18 protein-coding genes are annotated in these 19,197 nt (G+C 62.7%); 7 read left to right on the forward strand and 11 right to left on the reverse strand.

Annotation, left to right across the window (positions count from 1 at the left end):
• Window positions 1-88: 88 nt before the first annotated feature.
• The 5 genes from queA to coaD all read right to left on the reverse strand — a co-directional run bounded on the left by queA (window position 89) and on the right by coaD (window position 3,270).
• Entirely contained in the window at window positions 89-1,165 is a 1,077-nt protein-coding gene (gene queA / locus V1286_RS16145) for a tRNA preQ1(34) S-adenosylmethionine ribosyltransferase-isomerase QueA (RefSeq protein WP_334480907.1), read from the reverse strand.
• Between the two features lie 131 nt (window positions 1,166-1,296).
• Entirely contained in the window at window positions 1,297-1,761 is a 465-nt protein-coding gene (locus V1286_RS16150) for a peptidylprolyl isomerase (protein ID WP_108515875.1), read from the reverse strand.
• Window positions 1,737-2,177, reverse strand: a complete 441-nt coding sequence (locus tag V1286_RS16155; protein WP_334480908.1) for a hypothetical protein — start codon at window positions 2,175-2,177, stop codon at window positions 1,737-1,739. Before V1286_RS16155 ends, V1286_RS16150 begins: the two co-directional genes overlap by 25 nt.
• Window positions 2,178-2,181: 4 nt before the next feature.
• Window positions 2,182-2,724, reverse strand: a complete 543-nt coding sequence (locus V1286_RS16160; RefSeq protein WP_334480909.1) for a peptidylprolyl isomerase — start codon at window positions 2,722-2,724, stop codon at window positions 2,182-2,184.
• 48 nt (window positions 2,725-2,772) lie between these two features.
• Window positions 2,773-3,270, reverse strand: a complete 498-nt coding sequence (gene coaD / locus V1286_RS16165) for a pantetheine-phosphate adenylyltransferase (RefSeq protein WP_334480910.1) — start codon at window positions 3,268-3,270, stop codon at window positions 2,773-2,775.
• 272 nt (window positions 3,271-3,542) lie between these two features.
• Between coaD and V1286_RS16170 the strand changes: the two genes are divergently transcribed.
• Together V1286_RS16170 and V1286_RS16175 are read left to right on the forward strand one after the other, a co-directional pair.
• The gene (locus tag V1286_RS16170) at window positions 3,543-3,800 is read left to right on the forward strand and encodes a hypothetical protein (RefSeq protein WP_334480912.1); all 258 of its coding nucleotides are present in this window, start codon (window positions 3,543-3,545) and stop codon (window positions 3,798-3,800) included.
• Between the two features lie 175 nt (window positions 3,801-3,975).
• The gene (locus V1286_RS16175) at window positions 3,976-4,620 is read left to right on the forward strand and encodes a 2-hydroxychromene-2-carboxylate isomerase (RefSeq protein WP_334480914.1); all 645 of its coding nucleotides are present in this window, start codon (window positions 3,976-3,978) and stop codon (window positions 4,618-4,620) included.
• A 10-nt stretch (window positions 4,621-4,630) separates the two neighbouring features.
• Here V1286_RS16175 and V1286_RS16180 read toward each other — a convergent pair whose 3' ends face one another.
• A complete protein-coding gene (locus tag V1286_RS16180; RefSeq protein ID WP_334480916.1) occupies window positions 4,631-5,383 on the reverse strand; it encodes a GntR family transcriptional regulator in 753 nt (250 codons plus the stop codon).
• Between the two features lie 70 nt (window positions 5,384-5,453).
• Here V1286_RS16180 and pcaB point away from each other — a divergent pair, with 70 nt between their 5' ends.
• On the forward strand, window positions 5,454-6,803 hold the full coding sequence (pcaB, locus tag V1286_RS16185) for a 3-carboxy-cis,cis-muconate cycloisomerase (protein ID WP_334480918.1): 1,350 nt from the start codon (window positions 5,454-5,456) through the stop codon (window positions 6,801-6,803).
• 354 nt (window positions 6,804-7,157) lie between these two features.
• Window positions 7,158-7,790, forward strand: a complete 633-nt coding sequence (locus tag V1286_RS16190; protein WP_334480920.1) for a hypothetical protein — start codon at window positions 7,158-7,160, stop codon at window positions 7,788-7,790.
• Between the two features lie 166 nt (window positions 7,791-7,956).
• Here V1286_RS16190 and V1286_RS16195 read toward each other — a convergent pair whose 3' ends face one another.
• The 5 genes from V1286_RS16195 to V1286_RS16215 all read right to left on the reverse strand — a co-directional run bounded on the left by V1286_RS16195 (window position 7,957) and on the right by V1286_RS16215 (window position 13,621).
• The gene (locus V1286_RS16195) at window positions 7,957-8,466 is read right to left on the reverse strand and encodes a hypothetical protein (protein WP_334480922.1); all 510 of its coding nucleotides are present in this window, start codon (window positions 8,464-8,466) and stop codon (window positions 7,957-7,959) included.
• Between the two features lie 234 nt (window positions 8,467-8,700).
• Window positions 8,701-9,411: an alpha/beta hydrolase gene (locus V1286_RS16200; protein WP_334489692.1), complete on the reverse strand. Its 711-nt coding sequence runs from the start codon at window positions 9,409-9,411 to the stop codon at window positions 8,701-8,703.
• A gap of 116 nt (window positions 9,412-9,527) precedes the next feature.
• On the reverse strand, window positions 9,528-12,257 hold the full coding sequence (gyrA, locus tag V1286_RS16205) for a DNA gyrase subunit A (protein WP_334480924.1): 2,730 nt from the start codon (window positions 12,255-12,257) through the stop codon (window positions 9,528-9,530).
• A 204-nt stretch (window positions 12,258-12,461) separates the two neighbouring features.
• Window positions 12,462-12,860, reverse strand: coding sequence for a DUF2306 domain-containing protein (locus tag V1286_RS16210; RefSeq protein ID WP_334480925.1), 399 nt, complete (start codon window positions 12,858-12,860; stop codon window positions 12,462-12,464).
• Window positions 12,861-13,132: 272 nt separating this feature from the next.
• Complete coding sequence (locus tag V1286_RS16215) at window positions 13,133-13,621, reverse strand: single-stranded DNA-binding protein (RefSeq protein ID WP_334480927.1); 489 nt, start codon at window positions 13,619-13,621, stop codon at window positions 13,133-13,135.
• 543 nt (window positions 13,622-14,164) lie between these two features.
• Between V1286_RS16215 and V1286_RS16220 the strand changes: the two genes are divergently transcribed.
• From V1286_RS16220 to uvrA, 3 genes are all read left to right on the forward strand, one after another.
• Window positions 14,165-14,917: an outer membrane protein gene (locus tag V1286_RS16220; protein WP_334480928.1), complete on the forward strand. Its 753-nt coding sequence runs from the start codon at window positions 14,165-14,167 to the stop codon at window positions 14,915-14,917.
• A 225-nt stretch (window positions 14,918-15,142) separates the two neighbouring features.
• Window positions 15,143-15,886, forward strand: coding sequence for an outer membrane protein (locus V1286_RS16225; protein WP_334480930.1), 744 nt, complete (start codon window positions 15,143-15,145; stop codon window positions 15,884-15,886).
• Between the two features lie 254 nt (window positions 15,887-16,140).
• Complete coding sequence (gene uvrA, locus V1286_RS16230) at window positions 16,141-19,125, forward strand: excinuclease ABC subunit UvrA (protein ID WP_334480932.1); 2,985 nt, start codon at window positions 16,141-16,143, stop codon at window positions 19,123-19,125.
• The last annotated feature ends 72 nt before the right edge of the window (window positions 19,126-19,197 follow it).

A 19,197-nucleotide genomic window follows, 5' to 3' on the forward strand; every position in this document is an offset into this window, starting at 1 on the left:
TCTTTGTCAGAGCGCTTCCTCCCTGAAAACTTTGCCCGCCCTCATTGGCGGGCTTTCTTTGAGAATGTGGGTGTAGCCCCGGCCCGCCCTAATGCTGTCCACGAAACAGCAGGCAGGCGTCCCCATAGGAATAGAACCGGTACCCCGCCGCAATCGCATGCGCATAGGCCTGCTTCATCGTGTCCAGCCCTGAGAAGGCGGACACCAGCATGAACAGCGTCGAGCGCGGCAGGTGGAAATTGGTCAAGAGGATATCGACGGCGCGAAATCGATAGCCCGGCGTGATGAAGATCGAGGTCTCGCCGTCGAACGGCTGGATGATACCGTCCTCGGTCGCAGCGCTCTCCAATAGCCGCAGCGACGTGGTGCCGACCGCAACGATGCGCCCACCCTTGGCGCGAGCGGCATTCAGTGCGGATGCGGTATCAGCCGATATCGAACCCCACTCGGCATGCATCCTGTGCTCGGAGGTCTCCTCCACCTTGACCGGCAGGAAGGTCCCTGCCCCGACATGCAAGGTCAGCCGGTGCAGTTCGACGCCGCGGCCGCGCAGCGCCGCCTCGAGCTCAGGCGTGAAATGCAGTCCCGCCGTGGGCGCCGCGACGGCGCCTTCATTGGCCGCGAACATGGTCTGGTAGTCGGCGGCATCGCGATCGTCGGGCGTGCGCTTCGACGCGATGTAGGGCGGCAGCGGCGGCGTGCCGAGATCGGCGATGGCCTGATCCAGCGCCGGCCCGTGAAACGAGAATGAGAGCGTAATCTCGCCCTCGTCGCCCTTGGCCTCGACCTGCGCATCGAGATGACCGAGCAGGCAGACCTTGCCTTCATTGCCGAAGCGAACGATGTCGCCGGGCGCGAGCTTCTTCGCCGGCTTGACCAGCGCGCGCCAGCGCGAGCCGTCCAGCCGCTTGATCAGCGTCGCCTCGATCTTCGGCTCGGTCTCGCGGCCGATGCGGCGCCCCCTAAGCTGGGCGGAAATCACCTTGGTGTCGTTGACGACGAGCTGGTCGCCGGGCTGCAGCCATTGCGGAAGCTCGGAGATGGTGCGGTCGCACAACACGCCATCCGGCCGCAGCACCAGCATGCGCGCAGCATCACGCGGGCTCGCGGGCCGCAGCGCGATGCTCGTGGCGGGGAGTTCGAAGTCGAAGAGATCGGTGCGCATGGCGCGGGTGCGCCTCACTTGGCGTTACGGGGCACGCGAAGCGTGAACCTCAGATGCGCAATTGCGCATCGGGGAATCTCGAGATTCCGGATTGCCGCGCGTTGCGCGGCCTCCGGAATGACGGGTTGAAATCAAGCCGCGTCGACGGCCATCCGCGCCTTGACGATCTTGTCCGGATTCTGCACCGGCTCGCCGCGCTTGATCTTGTCGACGTTCTCCATGCCCGAGGTGACCTTGCCCCAGACCGTGTACTGGCCGTTGAGGAAGGAGGCGTCGTCGAAGCAGATGAAGAACTGGCTGTCGCCGGAATCCGGGCTCGCGGCGCGGGCCATCGAGGTGGTGCCGCGCACATGCGGTTCCTTGTTGAATTCGGCCTTCAGCTTCTGGCCGGAACCACCGGTGCCGGTGCCGTGCGGACAGCCGGTCTGCGCCATGAAGCCCTCGATCACGCGGTGGAACACGATGCCGTCGTAAAATCCCTCGCGCACCAGTTCCTTGATGCGGGCGACATGGCCCGGCGCCAGGTCGGGACGCATTTCGATGGTGACGGGGCCCTGGGTGGTTTCAAGAATCAAAGTATTTTCTGTATCAGCCATGCTCTTTTCTCTTCAGGTTTGGGTGGACGTTTGCGGGATCTGAAAGTGACCGCGAAAGGCCGGCCGGCAACCGCACCGCCCAGTCCCTCGGTAAATGGCAACGGCGCACAACGTTGCAATGTCTCCATTACGGCAATTCGGTACGCGATCCGGTCGTTATCGCCGGCATTTGCGGATTCATAGGTAATCTTGGGTTGACCGAGAATGGCGCCTGCGCGGTTGAAACTGACGATGACCGTGATGTCCATCGGGTTGGCTCGCGAGGCAGGCGGGGGCTGCCAGCACGAATACAATTTGGCAAAGACGTCCTTGATGGTGTTGAGCTGTTGCGGCTGGGCCTGCGCGTACGCCGCCGGCGCAAGCCACAACAAAGCGGCGGCAAACCAGATGAACCGCTTGCGGCGCGCCGAAATCATCGCCTCACTTGACGTCGGATGCGACCTGCACCTTCACCATCTTGTCGGGATCGGCCACAGGTTCGCCGCGCTTGATCTTGTCGACCACATCCATGCCCGACACCACTTCGCCGATCACGGTGTACTTGCCGTTCAGCGAGGCGCCTTCGGCGAACATGATGAAGAACTGCGAATTGGCGGAGTTGGGATCGCTCGCACGCGCCATCCCGACGATGCCGCGCTTGAACGGCACGTTGGAGAATTCGGCCGCCAGGTTCGGATGTTTCGAACCGCCGGTGCCGTTGAAATTCTTGCCGTCGCCGGTCTGCGCCATAAAGCCCTCGATCACGCGATGGAACGGCACGTTGTTGTAATAGCCCTCGCGCGCCAGGAGCTTGATGCGCTCGGCATGCTGGGGCGCGATGTCGTTCCGCAGCTTGATCACGATGCGGCCCTTGGTGGTGTCGATCACGATCGCATTCGCCTTGTCGAGATTGGCGGGCAGCGGCTGGGCGATGGCGGGGACCGCGCAGACGAGCGCGGCGACGAGTGCGAGAATGCGGATCATGAAAACTCCGGATCAAGAGGTCGAGTAGAAAAGGGCCGACGGGGAAGGCTAGCTGGCGAATTTGGCCTTGAGCTGGGCTGCGACCGATGACGGCACGAAAGCTGAGAAATCCCCACCCATCTGAGCGATTTGGCGCACCAGTGTGGCGGTGATCGGGCGGACCGCCGGGGAAGCCGGAACGAATACCGTATGTACCTCGGGCGCCATGGTCTCGTTCATGCCGGCGAGTTGCATCTCGTAGTCAAGATCGGTGCCGTCACGCAGGCCGCGAATCATGATGGTCGCGCCCGCCTTCCGGGCCGCCGTGACAGTAAGGTTGTCATAAGTCGCGCACTCAAAGGCACAGCCAGCCTTCTGGGCGATGGGTCCGCAGACTTCCTGAAGCATGGCCAGGCGTTCTTCGGTCGAGAACAACGGCTTTTTACTGGAATTGACCGCCAGGGCGACGATCAGGCGGTCGCACAAGGTGACGGCATGCCTCACCACGTCCAGATGGCCGTTGGTGACGGGATCGAATGAGCCGGGATAGAGCGCGACACGGGGCATAACCCCCTCTACCCCGACCCGGGCGGCCCGGCAAGCCGGGTCCAGTTCCCCGCTGGGGCGGCTTTTTATTTCGGATCGGCCAATGAACTAGTCCCGGGACCAAAGCGTCTCCTGGGCGAGCCGCCAATGTTTCGTCCGCCAATGGCCGACGAAACAAAACTCGGCCGGGACGAAACCATTTTCGCACGCCGTGAAGACGGCCGGAAACTTGCGCTGGCTACAAGTCCACCCAACGAACGACGGGCCGCAAAGGCCCATGACAGGGGACCGTCATGATCAAGGCTTTTTCCGCAATTGCTGCTGCTGCCTTCATTGCCGCCGCGCTGACCGTATTGCCCGGCTTTGCCCCCCAGGTCGAAGCCAGTGTTCCGCAGGCGCTTGCCAAGGGTGACCGCCTCGATATCCGCACCGTTGGCAAGGATTGCTCGCAGCAAGCCTGGCCGAATTTCGAAGCTTCCTGCCTCCGCACCGCCGGCTCTAAGTCGCTGGTGAAAGAAGCGCGCCTGGTTACCGCCGACCGGACGCCGTAACGGCACAATTTTCGTTCCGACCAACCTCCAAGCAACCGCAGTATTGGCGAGTAGGGATGCCCCCCTCCTCGCCATTTGCGTTCTGACCGCCGTCCTGCGCGTCCTGGATCATGTTCCAGTCATCCTTCGACCGGGATCGAAGCATCGCGGACACGGTGCACGTAGCATTGTGGCAATGGCCGCACCGATAGATATCTACTACGACTTCAGATCGCCCTACGCCTACTTGGCCTGGTGGCGAATCCGCCGACGGCAGGCGTTGTCAGCGTGGAAATGGCGATGGAACCCGGTTTCGATTGACGTTCTGCTGAACTTGCAGGCTGGACGCGAGCCGATGGCACCGTATGTCGATCCGCTGCCACCGCCGAAGCGAAAGCACTTCCTGGCCGACATCCGGCGATCAGCGAACTTCCTGGGCGCACCATTGTCACCGCTGCATCAACCTCGTCCTGATCCCGTGCCGGCCTTGTGCGTCGCGCTTCGGCTCGCGCAAGAAGGCATTCCTCACGATCGGTTTATTGACATGGTCTTCGAGGCGATGTGGCAACATCGCAGTGACATCGGCGCCCGCGAGGTCCTGGTAAATTGCTTGATATCTGCCGCGCTCGACGAGACGGTGATTGAGTCTGCTGTCTCGCCGAGGGCACGGAGCGAGTTGGTTACGCAATCCATGCAGGCGTACGAAGTAGGTATCTTCGGCGTGCCGAGTTTTGTGGCGCACGGCGAGATTTTCTTTGGGGCCGATCGTTTGGATATGCTGGCATGGCAACTAGAGCAGCAACCCGAGCAAATCGAACGGCTAAGGCGCGATGGGATCTAGTTGAATCCCTTCAGGCGCGCGATTTCGTCTTGCCGGAAGATCGCGTCGCGCTGCCGTATGCCGTCCCCGGATTGCCGACGCGCTTGAGCACCGACGTCACGACGTACCGACCGACGGGATGGATGCTTTCCGAGATTTCGAACAGGCGGCCGTGCGCGTCCAGATATCGGCGGATGACTTCGAGCGCGGACGATCCGGCTTCTGCCCCCACCGGCTTGGCAAACTCGTTCGGAAGCACGGTCGCCGCAACCGTTTGATGCACTTCGGAGGCGATCACGCCGTAACTGTCTGCGATCATGTCGCAGACCAGGCGGCGATCCTTTTTGATGTCGCTCACGGCGTCCGCATGGCTTTCTTCGACATAGCAGTCGACCCGGGCCAATGGCGGGCTCCTGGGCTTTGTCGATGCACGCGCGTAGGCGATCCGCAGCCAGCGCGAGCCCGGCTGACAGCCGAAGCGCCGCGCCGCCTTGCGATCCATCACGACGGTGCCGATGCTTCTGATGTCGCGATCCGTCGCGGCAGCCAGCGCCACGAGATCGCCCAAAGAGCCGAGCGTCTGCTGAAAACTTTCCTGCGGACGTTCGCGCGTCTCCACCCGCGTGCCGGACCCTTTTCGGCGCGAAACCGCCCCAAGCTCGGTGAGCCGACGCATCGCCGCACGCACGGTCCGCCGGCTCACATCGTAGCGCGCGGCAAGCTCCAGCTCGGTCGGTATCAGGCCGCCGACGGGGTACTGGCCCCGGTCAATCGCCTCCAGCAATCGCGGGCGATATCCTCGTAAATTGGCATCTCGGACGGTTCTCGCTATTAAGGGGGATTGAAACAAACGCATGGCCAGCACGATGTTCGACAGCGTCCTCTATCGCGACGTGTTCTCGACGCCGGCCATGCGGTCGGCATTTTCCGACGAAGCTCAGCTCAAAGCCTATGTGCAAGCCGAAGTGGCGCTTGCCGTGGCCCAGGGCGAAGCCGGCGTGATTCCGCCAGAGGCAGCACAGGCGATCGCGCGTCAGGCCCCGACCGTCGTGCTCGATAGCGAGCAGTTGAAGCGCGACACTGAAAATGTCGGCTATCCCATCGTCGGCCTGGTGCGCCAGCTCTCGGAGCAACTCGGCGAAGCCGGCCGCTATGTGCATTGGGGGGCGACCACCCAGGACATCATGGACACGGCGACGGTGCTGCAACTGCGCGAAGCGGTGGCGCTGATCGAAGCCCAGCTCGCCGAGGTCATGGCCACGCTGGCAGATCTCGCCCGCCTGCATCGCGATACGCCGATGGCGGGACGAACCCATCTTCAGCAGGCCCTGCCGATCACGTTCGGGCACAAGGTTGCGGTCTGGCTCTCGGCGCTGCAGCGCTCGGCCGAACGGCTCGAACAAGCCAGGCCGCGCGCCCTTCAGGCGCAACTGGGTGGCGCCGTGGGGACGCTGGCCTCACTCGGGGACCGCGGACTGGATGTGCGCGCCGCCTATGCGCGCGCCCTCGGTCTTGCCGAGCCTGATATTACCTGGCACGTCGCCCGCGACGGGCTGGTCGAGATGGTGCAGACGCTTGCGGTGATCTGCGGCGCGCTCGGCAAGATCGGCTATGACGTCATGATCCTGATGGCAACCGAGATCGGCGAGGTGTTCGAGCCGTTCTCCTCGCATCGCGGCGCGTCCTCGACCATGCCGCAGAAGCGCAACCCGATCTCGTCGGAAGTTTTGCTGGCCAACGCAAAGATGTCCCGCGACGCGGCTTCGCTGATGCTCGACAGCATGGTGCAAGATCTCGAGCGCGCCACCGGGCCCTGGCACTGCGAATGGCTCGCACTGCCCCAGGTCTGTCTTCTCACGGCCGGCTCGCTTTCGCAGGCGCAATTCATGCTTTCCGGCCTGATCGTCGATCAGGCGGCGATGAAACGAAACCTCGATTCCACCCGCGGGCTGATCGTCGCCGAAGCGGTCATGATGGGTCTCGCGCCCGCGCTTGGCCGTCAGCTTGCGCATGACGAGGTTTATGCCGCCTGCCGCGATGCGTTCGACCGTGGCGACGCGCTCCTTGAGGCATTGCTGCGGCGTCCGGCGATCGCATCCGCCCTGCCCCACGATCGGCTCGCCGCCTTGTGCGAACCGTCCAACTATCTCGGAACGGCCGGGGCGATGGTGGACCGCGTGCTCGCCCGTCACATCAAACGATAAGCAAAACGATAAATACTTGGGAGGATCGATGCGCCCCGCCAAAGACGAACCAGGACACACGAAGCTGCAGGACGGCACCCTGGCCTCAATCTCGGTTCCGGACCAGAATAAATCCGTCCCCTTGCCGGATTTGAGCCGCATTGTGACCCAGGTCACGGCCAAAGATCGTTTCCGCGGGGGCGCAACTCCGGGGTTCTCATGTCCGGTCATCTGCGATCTTGCATCACTGCCTTTGTCCTTCTCGCAGGTCTTCCGACTTCGCCTGCGTCTTCGAATCCTCTTGCAGACCTGTTCAATGTCTCTCCACCCCAGCCGGCCCCTGAGCCCGCTTCCGCAGAAAAGGAAAGGGAGTGCTTGCCGCGACCCGGTACGTCGACCGCGGAGGGGCAGCGCTGGGTCTATCGTTCTGAGGGGCGCCACAAGTGCTGGTTCCAGGCTGCCGAGGGGACCGCGACGGTAAAGCAGGTTCGTCATCGCGCCGCTAAGCCTCGGATCGCGGCAGTCGAGGAGAATGAGGCCGCACGGCGCAAGGCGGTCATGGATGCGCGTGCGGAGTTGCTGCACTCCGCACCAGCGGCAACGTCTCAGCCGACGCAGCCCGCGCCCGAGCTTAGGATGGTCGATGCCGCTTCCCTCCCGACTACGGGGGCCGCAGCCTTCGTGCCGCCGCCACCGGTCGCCAACCGCGCGACCGATAAGTTCACGCTTGACCAACCCACATCGCGCCAGCTCGACGCAGAGACGCTTCTGGCAGCCGCACCAGCCGCCAGCGACGCTGTTGCCGCCTCCGTGCCTCCTGCCGCTGCAGCGCCGGTCGCCTTTCCGAACGCCGAGGCGGCCGATGACGGCCCGGGCTGGATGGCAACCTGGCTTGGCGTGCTGCTGATGGCGCTGGGCCTCGTCTTCGTCTTGGGCTCGAACCGGCCCCTCCGGGAAGCCATGCTGGTTGCACGATTTAATGCGAGGGCGAGTCGGCGTGCATTGTAGTGAGGAGCGCCAGTTCGAAGGCGAGCAAGTGACTTCCTGTCGACACCAACAAGCACACCATTTCAGAGATAAGCCGGACTGAACATTCAGGTCAGAAATGGCAGAGCCGGAATGATGTGCAGGTTTGTGCCAATCGCGGCGGAGCCCGGCACGTCGGCAAGTCGGATCAATTCCGTGACTGGGCTACCGGGCCGGCGCTCTCGCGAGGGTTGGAGGCGACTTGTGGCAGCGCAAGGGTGAAAGCATCGATCAGCCGACGTCGCCAAGGTTGCGTCAGCATCGATAGCTTCCCTTCGAGCAGAGCGGCCTTTTCCCGGGCTCCCACGCTTTCCGTGCTGACTTTGAGCAGTTCGGCCAGGAGCTTGTTCGTGCGTTCGCATTCTCTCTCAAAGTCAGCCCGATAGCCGTTGGCAATCACCTTCATATCTGCCAGCTCAGTCTGCAAGATCTCAATTTGTTGCTTGAAGGCGGTGACCACCTGGTGACCGGCCTGAGCTTGCGGCGGACGGGATATTGGGGAATGGCTGAATTCGCTGAGATCGACCTGGACAAGCGTTTTCCCGTCGTTGGAGCGGGAGCGCGGCCAGCGGTGTCGTTTCACCAGAGCACGGGCCGCCTCTGGGGAAACTGTGAGCCTTTCACCCAGTTCGGCGTAAGTCAGCATTTCGACGGGCATGATATCCGCTCCCGTTTGGCCGGACGGTCACCACCCGGACACAGCAAATGGTAACAATCTATGGTTAAGGGCAGGTTTACCGTGAGCGGGAACCCGGATGGAGCGTCGTAGCCCGGATGTAGCGCAGCGAGATCCGGGGTGAGATCTCGCCAGCGGATAGGCTGATCCCGGGTTGCGCGGAGCCTGTCATCGGGCGCGCATTCGCGCGACCCGTTGGCTCCACCCGGGCTACAGCTAACCGCCGGAAACGAGTTGACGCGACATGGCGAGAATGGCGCTTGCCGTCTCTGCTGGATGAAGCGTCGGATGCAAATGCGTGCCGTGCAGGTTCGTAACCGGCCAGCCACGTCGTTGCGCGGCAATGGCTGCGTGATCACAGATCGCTGAAGTCTGGATGAAACCGGCAGGGATGTGGTCCCAATCGGCGAGTTCGATCGTGTCGTCGAACCAACCGATGTGCATCCGTGGAAGTTCACTTTCAAACCGGGCGAATGCCACCGCATCGCGCGCCAGGACATCCACACCGACAAGAGACATGCGCTGCATATCGCGCGCAAACCATCTCGACCAGATCGGAAGCATGCCGTCGGGTTCGGCGAGGCCCTTGATGAAGTCGTGAAGGGCGGGCCTGACCGGGAAGGCTGCGCCTTGCGATGGAGGCACTTCCCCATCCACGACGATTATTCCCCGCGCGGGCAACCTGGTCGCAAGGTCGGCAGCCAGCACACTCGCCGAACTATGGCCCACCACAATTGGTTCATGGCCGCCGGTGATGTGCTCCAGAAGTTGGGAAGTCCATGCGCTCCAGGACGGCGGCGAACGGTGATGGGCCAATACGTCAGGTACCTGAACATGACATCCCGCCGCCCGCAGGCATTCGGCCGTTGGCTCCCAGCTTGACGCCCGGACCAGAGGTCCTGCCACAAGAATGAAATGTAAGGGCATGGTTCCAGCGTTCGTAGCCCGGATCGAGCGCAGCGCAATCCGGGGAAAGTCTTGCAGCGGACGGGGTGATCCCGGGTTGCGCTTCGCTCCACCCGGGCTACGCACAAGACCGGAGCTTACGCCCCGTTGCCGTTCTCACCGTTCTCCCCGTCGTCACCGATATGCTCGACCGACACCACGTGCTCGTCCTCGGCGGTATCGAACACGATGACGCCTTGCGTCGAGCGGCCGGCGATGCGGATGTCCTCGACCGGGCAGCGGATCAACTGGCCCTTGTCGGTCACCAGCATGATCTGATCGCTGTGCTCCACGGGGAATGACGCCACCAGCTTGCCGTTGCGGTTGTTGACGGACATCGCGACGATGCCTTTGCCACCGCGACCGGTGGTGCGGTACTCGTAAGATGACGTGCGCTTGCCGTAGCCGTTGACGGACACCGTCAAGACGACCTGCTCCTGCGCCGACATCTCGACGTAGCGATCGGAAGAAAGCTGGATCGCGGTCGACGCCTCCTCGGTCTCCGCCTCGGCGGTTTCCTCGGTCGCGGCCTCGCCTGCCACCGCACGGCGCATCTTGAGGTAAGCCGACCGTTCGTCCGAGGTCGTCTCGACATGGCGCAGGATCGCCAGCGAGATCAGCGTGTCGTTTTCAGCGAGCGCGATGCCGCGCACGCCCATCGAGGTGCGGCCGGTGAAGACGCGGACATCGGTGACGGGGAAGCGGATGCACTGGCCGCCGGCCGCCGTCAGCAGCACGTCGTCGTGTTCGGTGCAGATCTGCACGTCGACGATCGCCTCGCCCTCCCCGAGCTTCATGGCGATGATGCCGGAGCGGCGGACATCGACGAAGTCGGACAGCTTGTTGCGGCGAACGGTGCCGCCTGTCGTAGCGAACATCACATCGAGATTGCCCCAGGAAGATTCATCCTCCGGCAGCGGCATGATGGTGGTGATGCGCTCGCCCTGTTCCAGCGGCAGGATGTTGATCAGCGCCTTGCCGCGCGCGTTGGGAGCAGCCACCGGCAGCCGCCAGACCTTTTCCTTGTAGACCTGGCCGCGGGAGGAGAAGAACAGCACCGGCGTGTGGGTCGAGGCCACGAACAGCCTGGAGACAAAATCCTCGTCGCGGGTCTGCATGCCCGCCCGTCCCTTGCCGCCGCGCCGCTGGGCGCGATAGGTCGAGAGCGGGACGCGCTTGACGTAGCCGGCGTGCGAGACCGTGACCACCATGTCCTCGCGCTGGATAAGGTCCTCGTCCTCGACCTCGCCTTCCTGCTCGATAATGACGGTCCTGCGAGGGGTGGCGAATTCGTCTTTCACGTCGGCGAGTTCAGTCTTGACGATGGCCTGCACGCGCGCGCGCGACCGCAGGATGTCGAGGTAATCGGCGATTTCCACTGCGAGCTTGTCAAGCTCCTCGGAAATTTCCTCGCGGCCGAGCGCGGTCAGGCGCTGCAGTCGCAGCTCGAGAATGGCCTTGGCCTGCTCGAGCGATAGCCGTGCGGTGCCGTCGGGCGCCATCCGGTGCCGCGGGTCGTCGATCAGCGTAATCATCGCTTCCACGTCCCTGGCCGGCCAATCGCGCGACATCAAGGTATCGCGCGCGGTGTTCGGATCGGGCGAGGTTCTGATGACGCGAATGATCTCGTCGATATTGGCGACCGCGATTGCAAGACCGACCAGGATATGGGCGCGGTCGCGGGCCTTGTTGAGCAGGAACTTGGTCCGACGGGTGATGACCTGCTCGCGGAACGCGATGAACAGCGTCAGCAGATCTTTCAGATTCATCGTCTGCGGGCGGCCAGAATCTAGCGCAAGCATGTTGGCCGGGAAGTTCGTCTGCAGCGGCGTGAAGCGATAGAGCTGATTGAGCACGACGTCCGCCATCGCTTCGCGCTTCAACTCGATGACGACGCGGAAGCCGTCGCGGTCGGATTCGTCGCGCAGATCGGCGACGCCTTCGATCTTCTTTTCGCGCACCAACTCGGCGATGCGCTCGACCATCGTGGCCTTGTTTATCTGAAAGGGAATCTCGGTGATGATGATCGCTTCACGATCCTTGCGAATAGTATCGATCGTGACCTTGCCGCGCATCACGATGGAGCCGCGGCCCAGGTGATAGGCCGAGCGAATTCCCTGGCGCCCGAGAATGATGCCGCCGGTCGGAAAATCTGGTCCCGGAATAATGTTGATGAGATCGTCGATGCCGAGCGCGGGGTTGTCGATCAGCGCCGTGCAGGCATCAATGACTTCGCCGAGATTGTGCGGGGGGATGTTGGTCGCCATGCCTACGGCGATGCCGCCGGCGCCGTTGACCAGCAGGTTCGGGAACCTTGCCGGCAGAACCGACGGCTCCTTCTCGGAACTGTCGTAGTTTGGCTGGAAATCGACAGTGTCCTTGTCGATATCGCCAAGAACTTCAAGCGCCGATCGGGTCAGACGGGCTTCGGTATATCGATACGCCGCGGGCGGATCGCCGTCGACCGAGCCGAAATTGCCCTGCCCGTCGATCAGCGGCACACGCATGGAGAAATCCTGCGCCATCCGGACCATGGCGTCGTAAATCGACTGGTCGCCGTGCGGATGATACTTACCGATCACGTCACCGACGACGCGCGCGGACTTGACGTACTTCTTGTCGGGCGTGTGCCCCTGCTCGTACATCGAATACAAGATGCGGCGATGCACGGGCTTGAGCCCGTCGCGCGCGTCCGGCAACGCCCGCGCCACGATCACGCTCATGGCGTAATCGAGGTAGGAGCGTTTCATCTCGTCGAGGATGGAAACGGGACGAATATCAGAGGGCTCCGGCGGCTCGCCGGGCGTGTTATCTTCAGGGTCAGACAAAGGGGAAATCCGGTCAATTCTCAGTCGAGAATCATATAGCGCATCGGGGGTCCGATAACCACCCCGAAGCGCTCCGGATCGGCTCTTTTTCCGCTCGTTTTTTCATGGACTTACGGGGATCGGAAGCGCCTTGCATGGGGCTCGCGGGAGCGAGCTTTTTCGGGACCGCAAACAGCGGGTCCAAGCGACGCTTTTTGCGGCGGCTTAATGGCCGAAAACCACCGTATGCATGATCCGCCCCGGAAGGAATGTGAACAGCCCGGCAATGACCAGCGCGCCCCCAAAAATCATCGTCATGATCCGGCGATGATCGGCGATCCGATGGCGCCTGGCTCTCCACACCGCGATCGGCAGCACGATCAGCGTGAAGATCGACAGCAGATGGATCGGGCTCCATGGGCCGAGCAAGCGGATCTCGTGGATCCAGAACGAGCTGGCGGCGACGACAGCCATCAGGCCGACCCAGATCCAGCCGACCGTCCGATGCGGCAGCGTGCCCTTCGGCGCAGCGAACTGGACGAGGCCAAGGGCGAAAGCGGCCATTGCCGCGAAGGCATGAACGGGGATCGCGGGAGCGGCATCCAGCAGCGGCGCGAGGGTCATGGCGGTGGTTCCCGGAGGAAGACCGATTGGCGTTCGAGGCAGCGATCAGCTTAAGTGAAATACCTCATGTAAATATTAATAACATAACGGCCGGGCCAACCGCCCGCGGGCCCGGATCGCGACGCGTCTGCCCCCGGCGCAATACAAGAAACGGCTTTTCAGCCGGAATGCGGCCGGTTCTTGCGCCGGCGCATCAGTCGTAACGCAGGCGCAGATGCCAGTTCTCGCAAGAGAATTTCTTGCGAGCCAATGTGCCGGGCGAAGACCCCGATTCAGAACGGGATGTCGTCGTCCATGTCGCTGTTGCGGGCACCGGCCGCCACGGCCCGGCGCGGCGCGGAACTGGCCGGACTGCTGGAGCCGAAATCGCCTGAATCGTCGGAGCCGAAACTGCCGCCACCGCCGCCGCTGCGGCCATCCAGCATCGTCAGGGTCGAGTTAAAACCCTGCAGCACGACTTCGGTCGAGTATTTCTCGACGCCGCTCTGGTCGGTCCATTTGCGGGTCTGCAGCGCGCCCTCGATGTAAACCTTGGCGCCCTTCTTCAGATACTGCTCGACAATCTTGCAAAGCGGTTCGGAGAAAATCACGACGCGGTGCCACTCGGTCTTTTCCTTACGCTCGCCGGTGCCCTTGTCGCGCCATGTCTCCGACGTCGCGATGCTCAGATTGGCAATCGGCCGCCCGTCCTGTGTCCGCCGGATTTCAGGATCCTTGCCGAGGTTGCCGATCAGAATCACCTTGTTCACGCTTCCCGCCATCGCCGCTCTCCACTCGATATCGCCGGCAAAAAATCGCCGGCAAAAAATCACTGGCAAAAATTACTGGTCGGACCCGCCAAGTGCCGGCCGCCTTCAATTCTTGACCTGTTGCTTGTCCGCCTTCTGCGTCCGTTTCCGGACATTCGAACGACCCTATACACTCGCAGGCTCCGCCGACTTAGCGATCCCTCGGCAAGCCGGCGGTTATCCACATATAGCATCGCCCCCGCAGCCGTTCCAGCTTTGTTCCCGCCAGCACCTAATATCTGGCCCGGTTCTCACGATGCAACCCAAGCGCGATTACCGGGAACTCACGGGGAACCGAAAACCTTCCGAAATGGAACCCGAAAGTTCCGCACGGTATCGTGAATATGGCAGGTAAATCATTAGCTTGGGTAAATACACTTCGTTTGTACATGTTGCATTCCGGCGACACCATTTCCGGGCGAGTCGCGATATAGAGGTTGTCGAACGGCGCGAATGCTCGCGTCATTTCGAAACGCTTCGGGACCAACGGAAAGCGGAAGAGCTGGAGATAGACCCATGAAAAAGGTTTTCTTGAGTACGGTTGCCCTCATCGCGTTCGCCGCCCCTGCGGCGGCGGCTGACCTCGCGGCACGGCCTTACACCAAGGCCCCGCCGGCGCCGGTCGCCGTCGTGTACGACTGGAGCGGCTTCTACATCGGCGCCAACGGCGGCTGGGGTACGAGCCGCAAGTGCTGGGATTTCGTCGACGTGACCGGCGCGTTCATCGGGGCCGAGGGTTGCCATGACGCAGACGGCGGCACCGTCGGCGGTCAGATCGGTTATCGCTGGCAGGCCGGCACCTGGGTGTTCGGTGTTGAAGGCCAGGGCAACTGGGCCGACTTCCAGGGCAGCAATGTGAGCCTGCTTTTCCCCGCCGCCCGTAACGAGTCGCGCATCGATGCGTTCGGCCTGATCACGGGCCAGATCGGTTACGCCGCCAACAACGTGCTGTTCTACGTCAAGGGCGGTGCGGCCGTTACGGCGGATCGTTTCCGCGTCTTTGATGTTCCCACGGGCGTCTTGGCTGCCACCACCGGCGACGACACCCGCTGGGGTGCCGTGGTCGGCGCGGGCATCGAATTCGGCTTCGCCCCGAACTGGTCGGTCGGCGTCGAGTACAATCACCTGTTCATGCAGGACCGCACCCACACCTTTGTCGACGCGACCGGCGCCTTCCTCGGCAACGACCGCATCACTCAGGACGTCGATATCGTCACCGCCCGCATCAACTACCGCTTCGGCGGCCCGGGCATCGCGGCGAGGTACTGATCTTCGCTTTCAACGAACGGAATCGAAAAGGCCGGCTTCACGCCGGCCTTTTTTGTTTGGTTGTACTGCGGGATAGTCATACCCGCCACGGTTGCATATTACCTACTTTTGCCGCGGATGTGGTTTTTCGGCGACAGCATTCTGCGATCTCTTCACGCTATATGCGCAGGCAACCTCAAATTGACCACTCCTGCAGTTGCGTTGGAAATGCTGAAAGGAAGAAACGTGAAGAAAGTTTTGTTGACGACCACCGCTCTGATCGCGCTTGGAATCGCCCCCGCGACTGCCGCAGACCTTGCCGCACGGCCATATACCAAAGCACCAGCGATGGCGGTTGCGGTGTACAACTGGAGCGGCTTCTACGCTGGCGTTAACGGCGGCTGGGGATCGAGCCGCAACCGTTGGGACGAGACCAGCCTCGGCATCGCTTTCTCGGAGGGCAGCCATGACGCAACCGGCGGCACCGTCGGTGGTCAGATCGGCTACCGCTGGCAGGCTGCTTCGTGGGTGTTCGGCGTGGAAGCGCAGGGCAACTGGGCTGACTTCCACGGCAGCAATGCGATCCCGCTGCTTCCGGCGTTCACCAACGACACTCGTGTCGATGCCTTCGGACTGTTCACCGGTCAGGTCGGCTACGCCGCGAACAACGTACTGTTCTACCTCAAGGGCGGCGCCGCCGTGACCTCCGATCGCTACCGCGTGCTCGCGACCGGCACCGGTGTCCAGCTCGCCAACAGCGTCGATGACACCCGTTGGGGTGGCGTGGTCGGCGTCGGCCTGGAATATGGCTTCGCCCCGAACTGGTCGGCCGGCATCGAATACAATCACATGTTCATGCAGGACAAGACCTATAACTTCGTGAGCAACGGCGTCGTCTTCCCGGCTGGCACGCTGGTGGCCCAGAGCCGCATCCGTCAGGATGTTGATATCGTCACCGCTCGCATCAACTACAAATTCGGCGGGTACTAATCTCCGCGTCACCTGAGTTCCCGAAATTGAGAAAAGGCCGGCCTTGCGCCGGCCTTTTTTTTTGCGGCACTACTGACTGCTGCTGCCAAAAATATCTCGGCGAAAACAATCCGTTGATGATTCGCGCGCGGCACTGGATATTTTCTGTCGTTCTTCCTATGTTCCGACTTTCAATCATCGGCGCCTGATCCCGGTTTCCAGCCGGCAATGCGCGCCCAACTCGGCGCGCGACCTGCGCGCCTGGAAATGCCGATATGGATGAAGTGCTAAGGGCGAAGCGCCAACCACCCGCCGGCTCCGCATCGCGCGCGATAACCATCCGCGGTGCGCGCGAGCACAATCTCAAGAACGTCGATCTCGAAATTCCCCGCGACAAGCTCGTGGTGTTCACCGGCCTGTCCGGCTCCGGCAAATCCTCGCTCGCGTTCGACACCATCTATGCCGAGGGACAACGCCGCTACGTCGAATCGCTGTCGGCCTATGCGCGCCAGTTCCTCGAGATGATGCAGAAGCCGGATGTCGACCAGATCGACGGCCTGTCGCCCGCGATCTCGATCGAGCAGAAGACGACGTCGAAGAACCCGCGCTCCACCGTCGGCACCGTCACCGAGATCTACGACTATATGCGCCTGCTGTGGGCGCGCGTCGGCGTGCCCTATTCGCCCGCCACGGGGCTGCCGATCGAAAGCCAGATCGTCTCGCAGATGGTCGACCGCGTGCTGGCGCTGCCCGAAGGCACCCGCCTCTATCTGCTCGCGCCGGTCGTGCGCGGCCGCAAGGGCGAGTACAAGAAGGAGCTCGCCGAATGGCTCAAGAAGGGCTTTCAGCGCGTCAAGATCGACGGCACCTTCTATGAGCTGGCGGAGGCGCCGACCCTGGACAAAAAATTCCCGCACGATATCGACGTCGTCGTCGACCGCATCGTGGTCCGCCCGGACATCGGCCAGCGCCTCGCCGAAAGTTTTGAGACCGCGCTGAAGCTCGCCGAGGGCTTGGCTGTGATCGAATACGCCGACGCGCCGGCGGGTGCTGCGGAAGAGAAAAAGTCCGACAAGAAGACCGCAAAGATCCACGACAAGAGCGGGCCTGAGCGCATTTTGTTTTCGGAAAAATTCGCCTGCCCGGTTTCCGGCTTCACTATCCCCGAGATCGAGCCGCGGCTGTTCTCGTTCAACAACCCCTACGGCGCCTGCCCCGCCTGCGGCGGCCTCGGCGTCGAGCAGCATATCGACGAGGACCTCGTCATTCCCGACAAGGAGATGACGCTGCGCAAGGGCGCGATCGCGCCGTGGGCCAAATCGTCCTCGCCCTATTACATCCAGACGCTGACAGCGCTCGGCAAATTCTACAAGTTCACGCTCGACACCAAGTGGAAGGACCTGCCGAAGAAGACGCAGGCAGCATTGCTGCACGGCTCCGGCGACGACGAGATAAAATTCTCCTACGAGGACGGCGTCCGATCCTACGATACCAAAAAGCCGTTCGAGGGCGTCATCACCAATCTCGAGCGCCGCTACCGCGAGACCGAGAGCGAATGGGCGCGCGAGGAGCTGGCAAAATATTTCTCCGACATCCCCTGCGCCGGCTGTAACGGCCATCGCCTCAAGCCCGAGGCGCTGTGCGTCAAGATCGGCGGCAAGCATATCGGCGAAATCTCGGAATTGTCGGTGCTTCGCGCCGGCGAGTGGTTCGAGAGCGTGCCGAAAGCGCTCAACACGCAGCAGAACGAGATCGCCACGCGGGTGCTGAAGGAGATCCGCGAGCGGCTGTCGTTCCTGCTCGACGTCGGCCTGAACTATCTCACGCTCTCCCGCGCCTCCGGCACGCTGTCCGGCGGCGAAAGCCAGCGCATCCGCCTCGCCTCGCAGATCGGTTCGGGATTGACCGGCGTGCTTTATGTGCTGGACGAGCCCTCGATCGGCCTGCACCAGCGCGACAACGCGCGGCTATTGGAAACGCTGAAGCGGCTGCGCGACCTCGGCAACACCGTGATCGTGGTCGAACATGACGAGGACGCGATCCGGCTCGCGGATTACGTGCTCGATATCGGCCCCGGCGCCGGCATGCATGGCGGCCACATCGTGGCGCAGGGCACGCCAGCCGAAATCATGAAGAACCCGAAATCGCTGACGGGCAAATACCTCACCGGCGAGATGTCGGTGGCGATCCCCGAGCGCAAGCCGCCGAACCACCGGCGCACCATCAAGGTCGTCAACGCCCGCGGCAATAACTTAAAGAACGTCTCGGCGGAAATCCCGCTCGGGCTGTTCACCTGCGTTACCGGCGTCTCCGGCGGCGGCAAGTCGACGCTCCTGATCGACACGCTCTACAAGGCCATCGCCCGCAAACTCAACAACGCCAGCGAAGGCGCCGCCCCCCACGACCGCATCGAAGGGCTGGAGCATATCGACAAGATCATCGACATCGACCAGTCGCCGATCGGCCGCACCCCGCGCTCGAACCCCGCGACCTATACCGGCGCGTTCACGCCGATCCGCGAATGGTTCGCCGGCCTTCCCGAAGCCAAGGCGCGCGGCTACGAGCCGGGACGGTTCTCCTTCAACGTCAAGGGCGGCCGCTGCGAGGCCTGCCAGGGCGACGGCGTCATCAAGATCGAGATGCACTTCTTGCCCGACGTCTACGTCACCTGCGACACCTGCAAGGGCAAGCGCTACAACCGCGAAACGCTCGAAGTCCTGTTCAAGGGCAAGAGCATCGCCGACGTGCTCGACATGACGGTGGAAGAAGCCGCCGAATTCTTCAAGGCCGTTCCCCGCGTCCGCGAGACCTTTAAAACGCTGCACCGCGTCGGCCTCGACTATATCCACGTCGGCCAGCAGGCGACGACGCTCTCCGGCGGCGAAGCCCAGCGCGTCAAGCTGGCGAAGGAGCTGTCAAAGCGCGCCACCGGCCGCACGCTCTACATCCTGGACGAGCCCACCACCGGGCTTCATTTCCACGACGTCGCAAAGCTTCTGGAAGTGCTGCACGAGCTGGTCTCGCAGGGCAACACGGTGGTCGTGATCGAGCACAATCTCGAAGTCATCAAGACCGCCGACTGGGTGATCGACCTCGGCCCCGAAGGCGGCGACGGCGGCGGCGAAATCGTCGCCTGGGGCCCGCCGGAAGATATCGTGAAAGCGCCGCGGAGCTATACGGGGAAGTTTTTGGCCCCGGTGCTGAAGAAGGCGGATGGGAAGCCGAGGAAGAGCAGCAGCGCGAGCGAGGCGGCGGAGTGAACTAAGCCAGCACTCTCGCAGTAAGGTGCGCCATGCTTACTTATTCGCCGGTGAAGCTGAGGATAAAGCGAC

The sequence above is a fragment of the Bradyrhizobium algeriense genome (assembly GCF_036924595.1).
Lineage (GTDB): Bacteria > Pseudomonadota > Alphaproteobacteria > Rhizobiales > Xanthobacteraceae > Bradyrhizobium > Bradyrhizobium algeriense.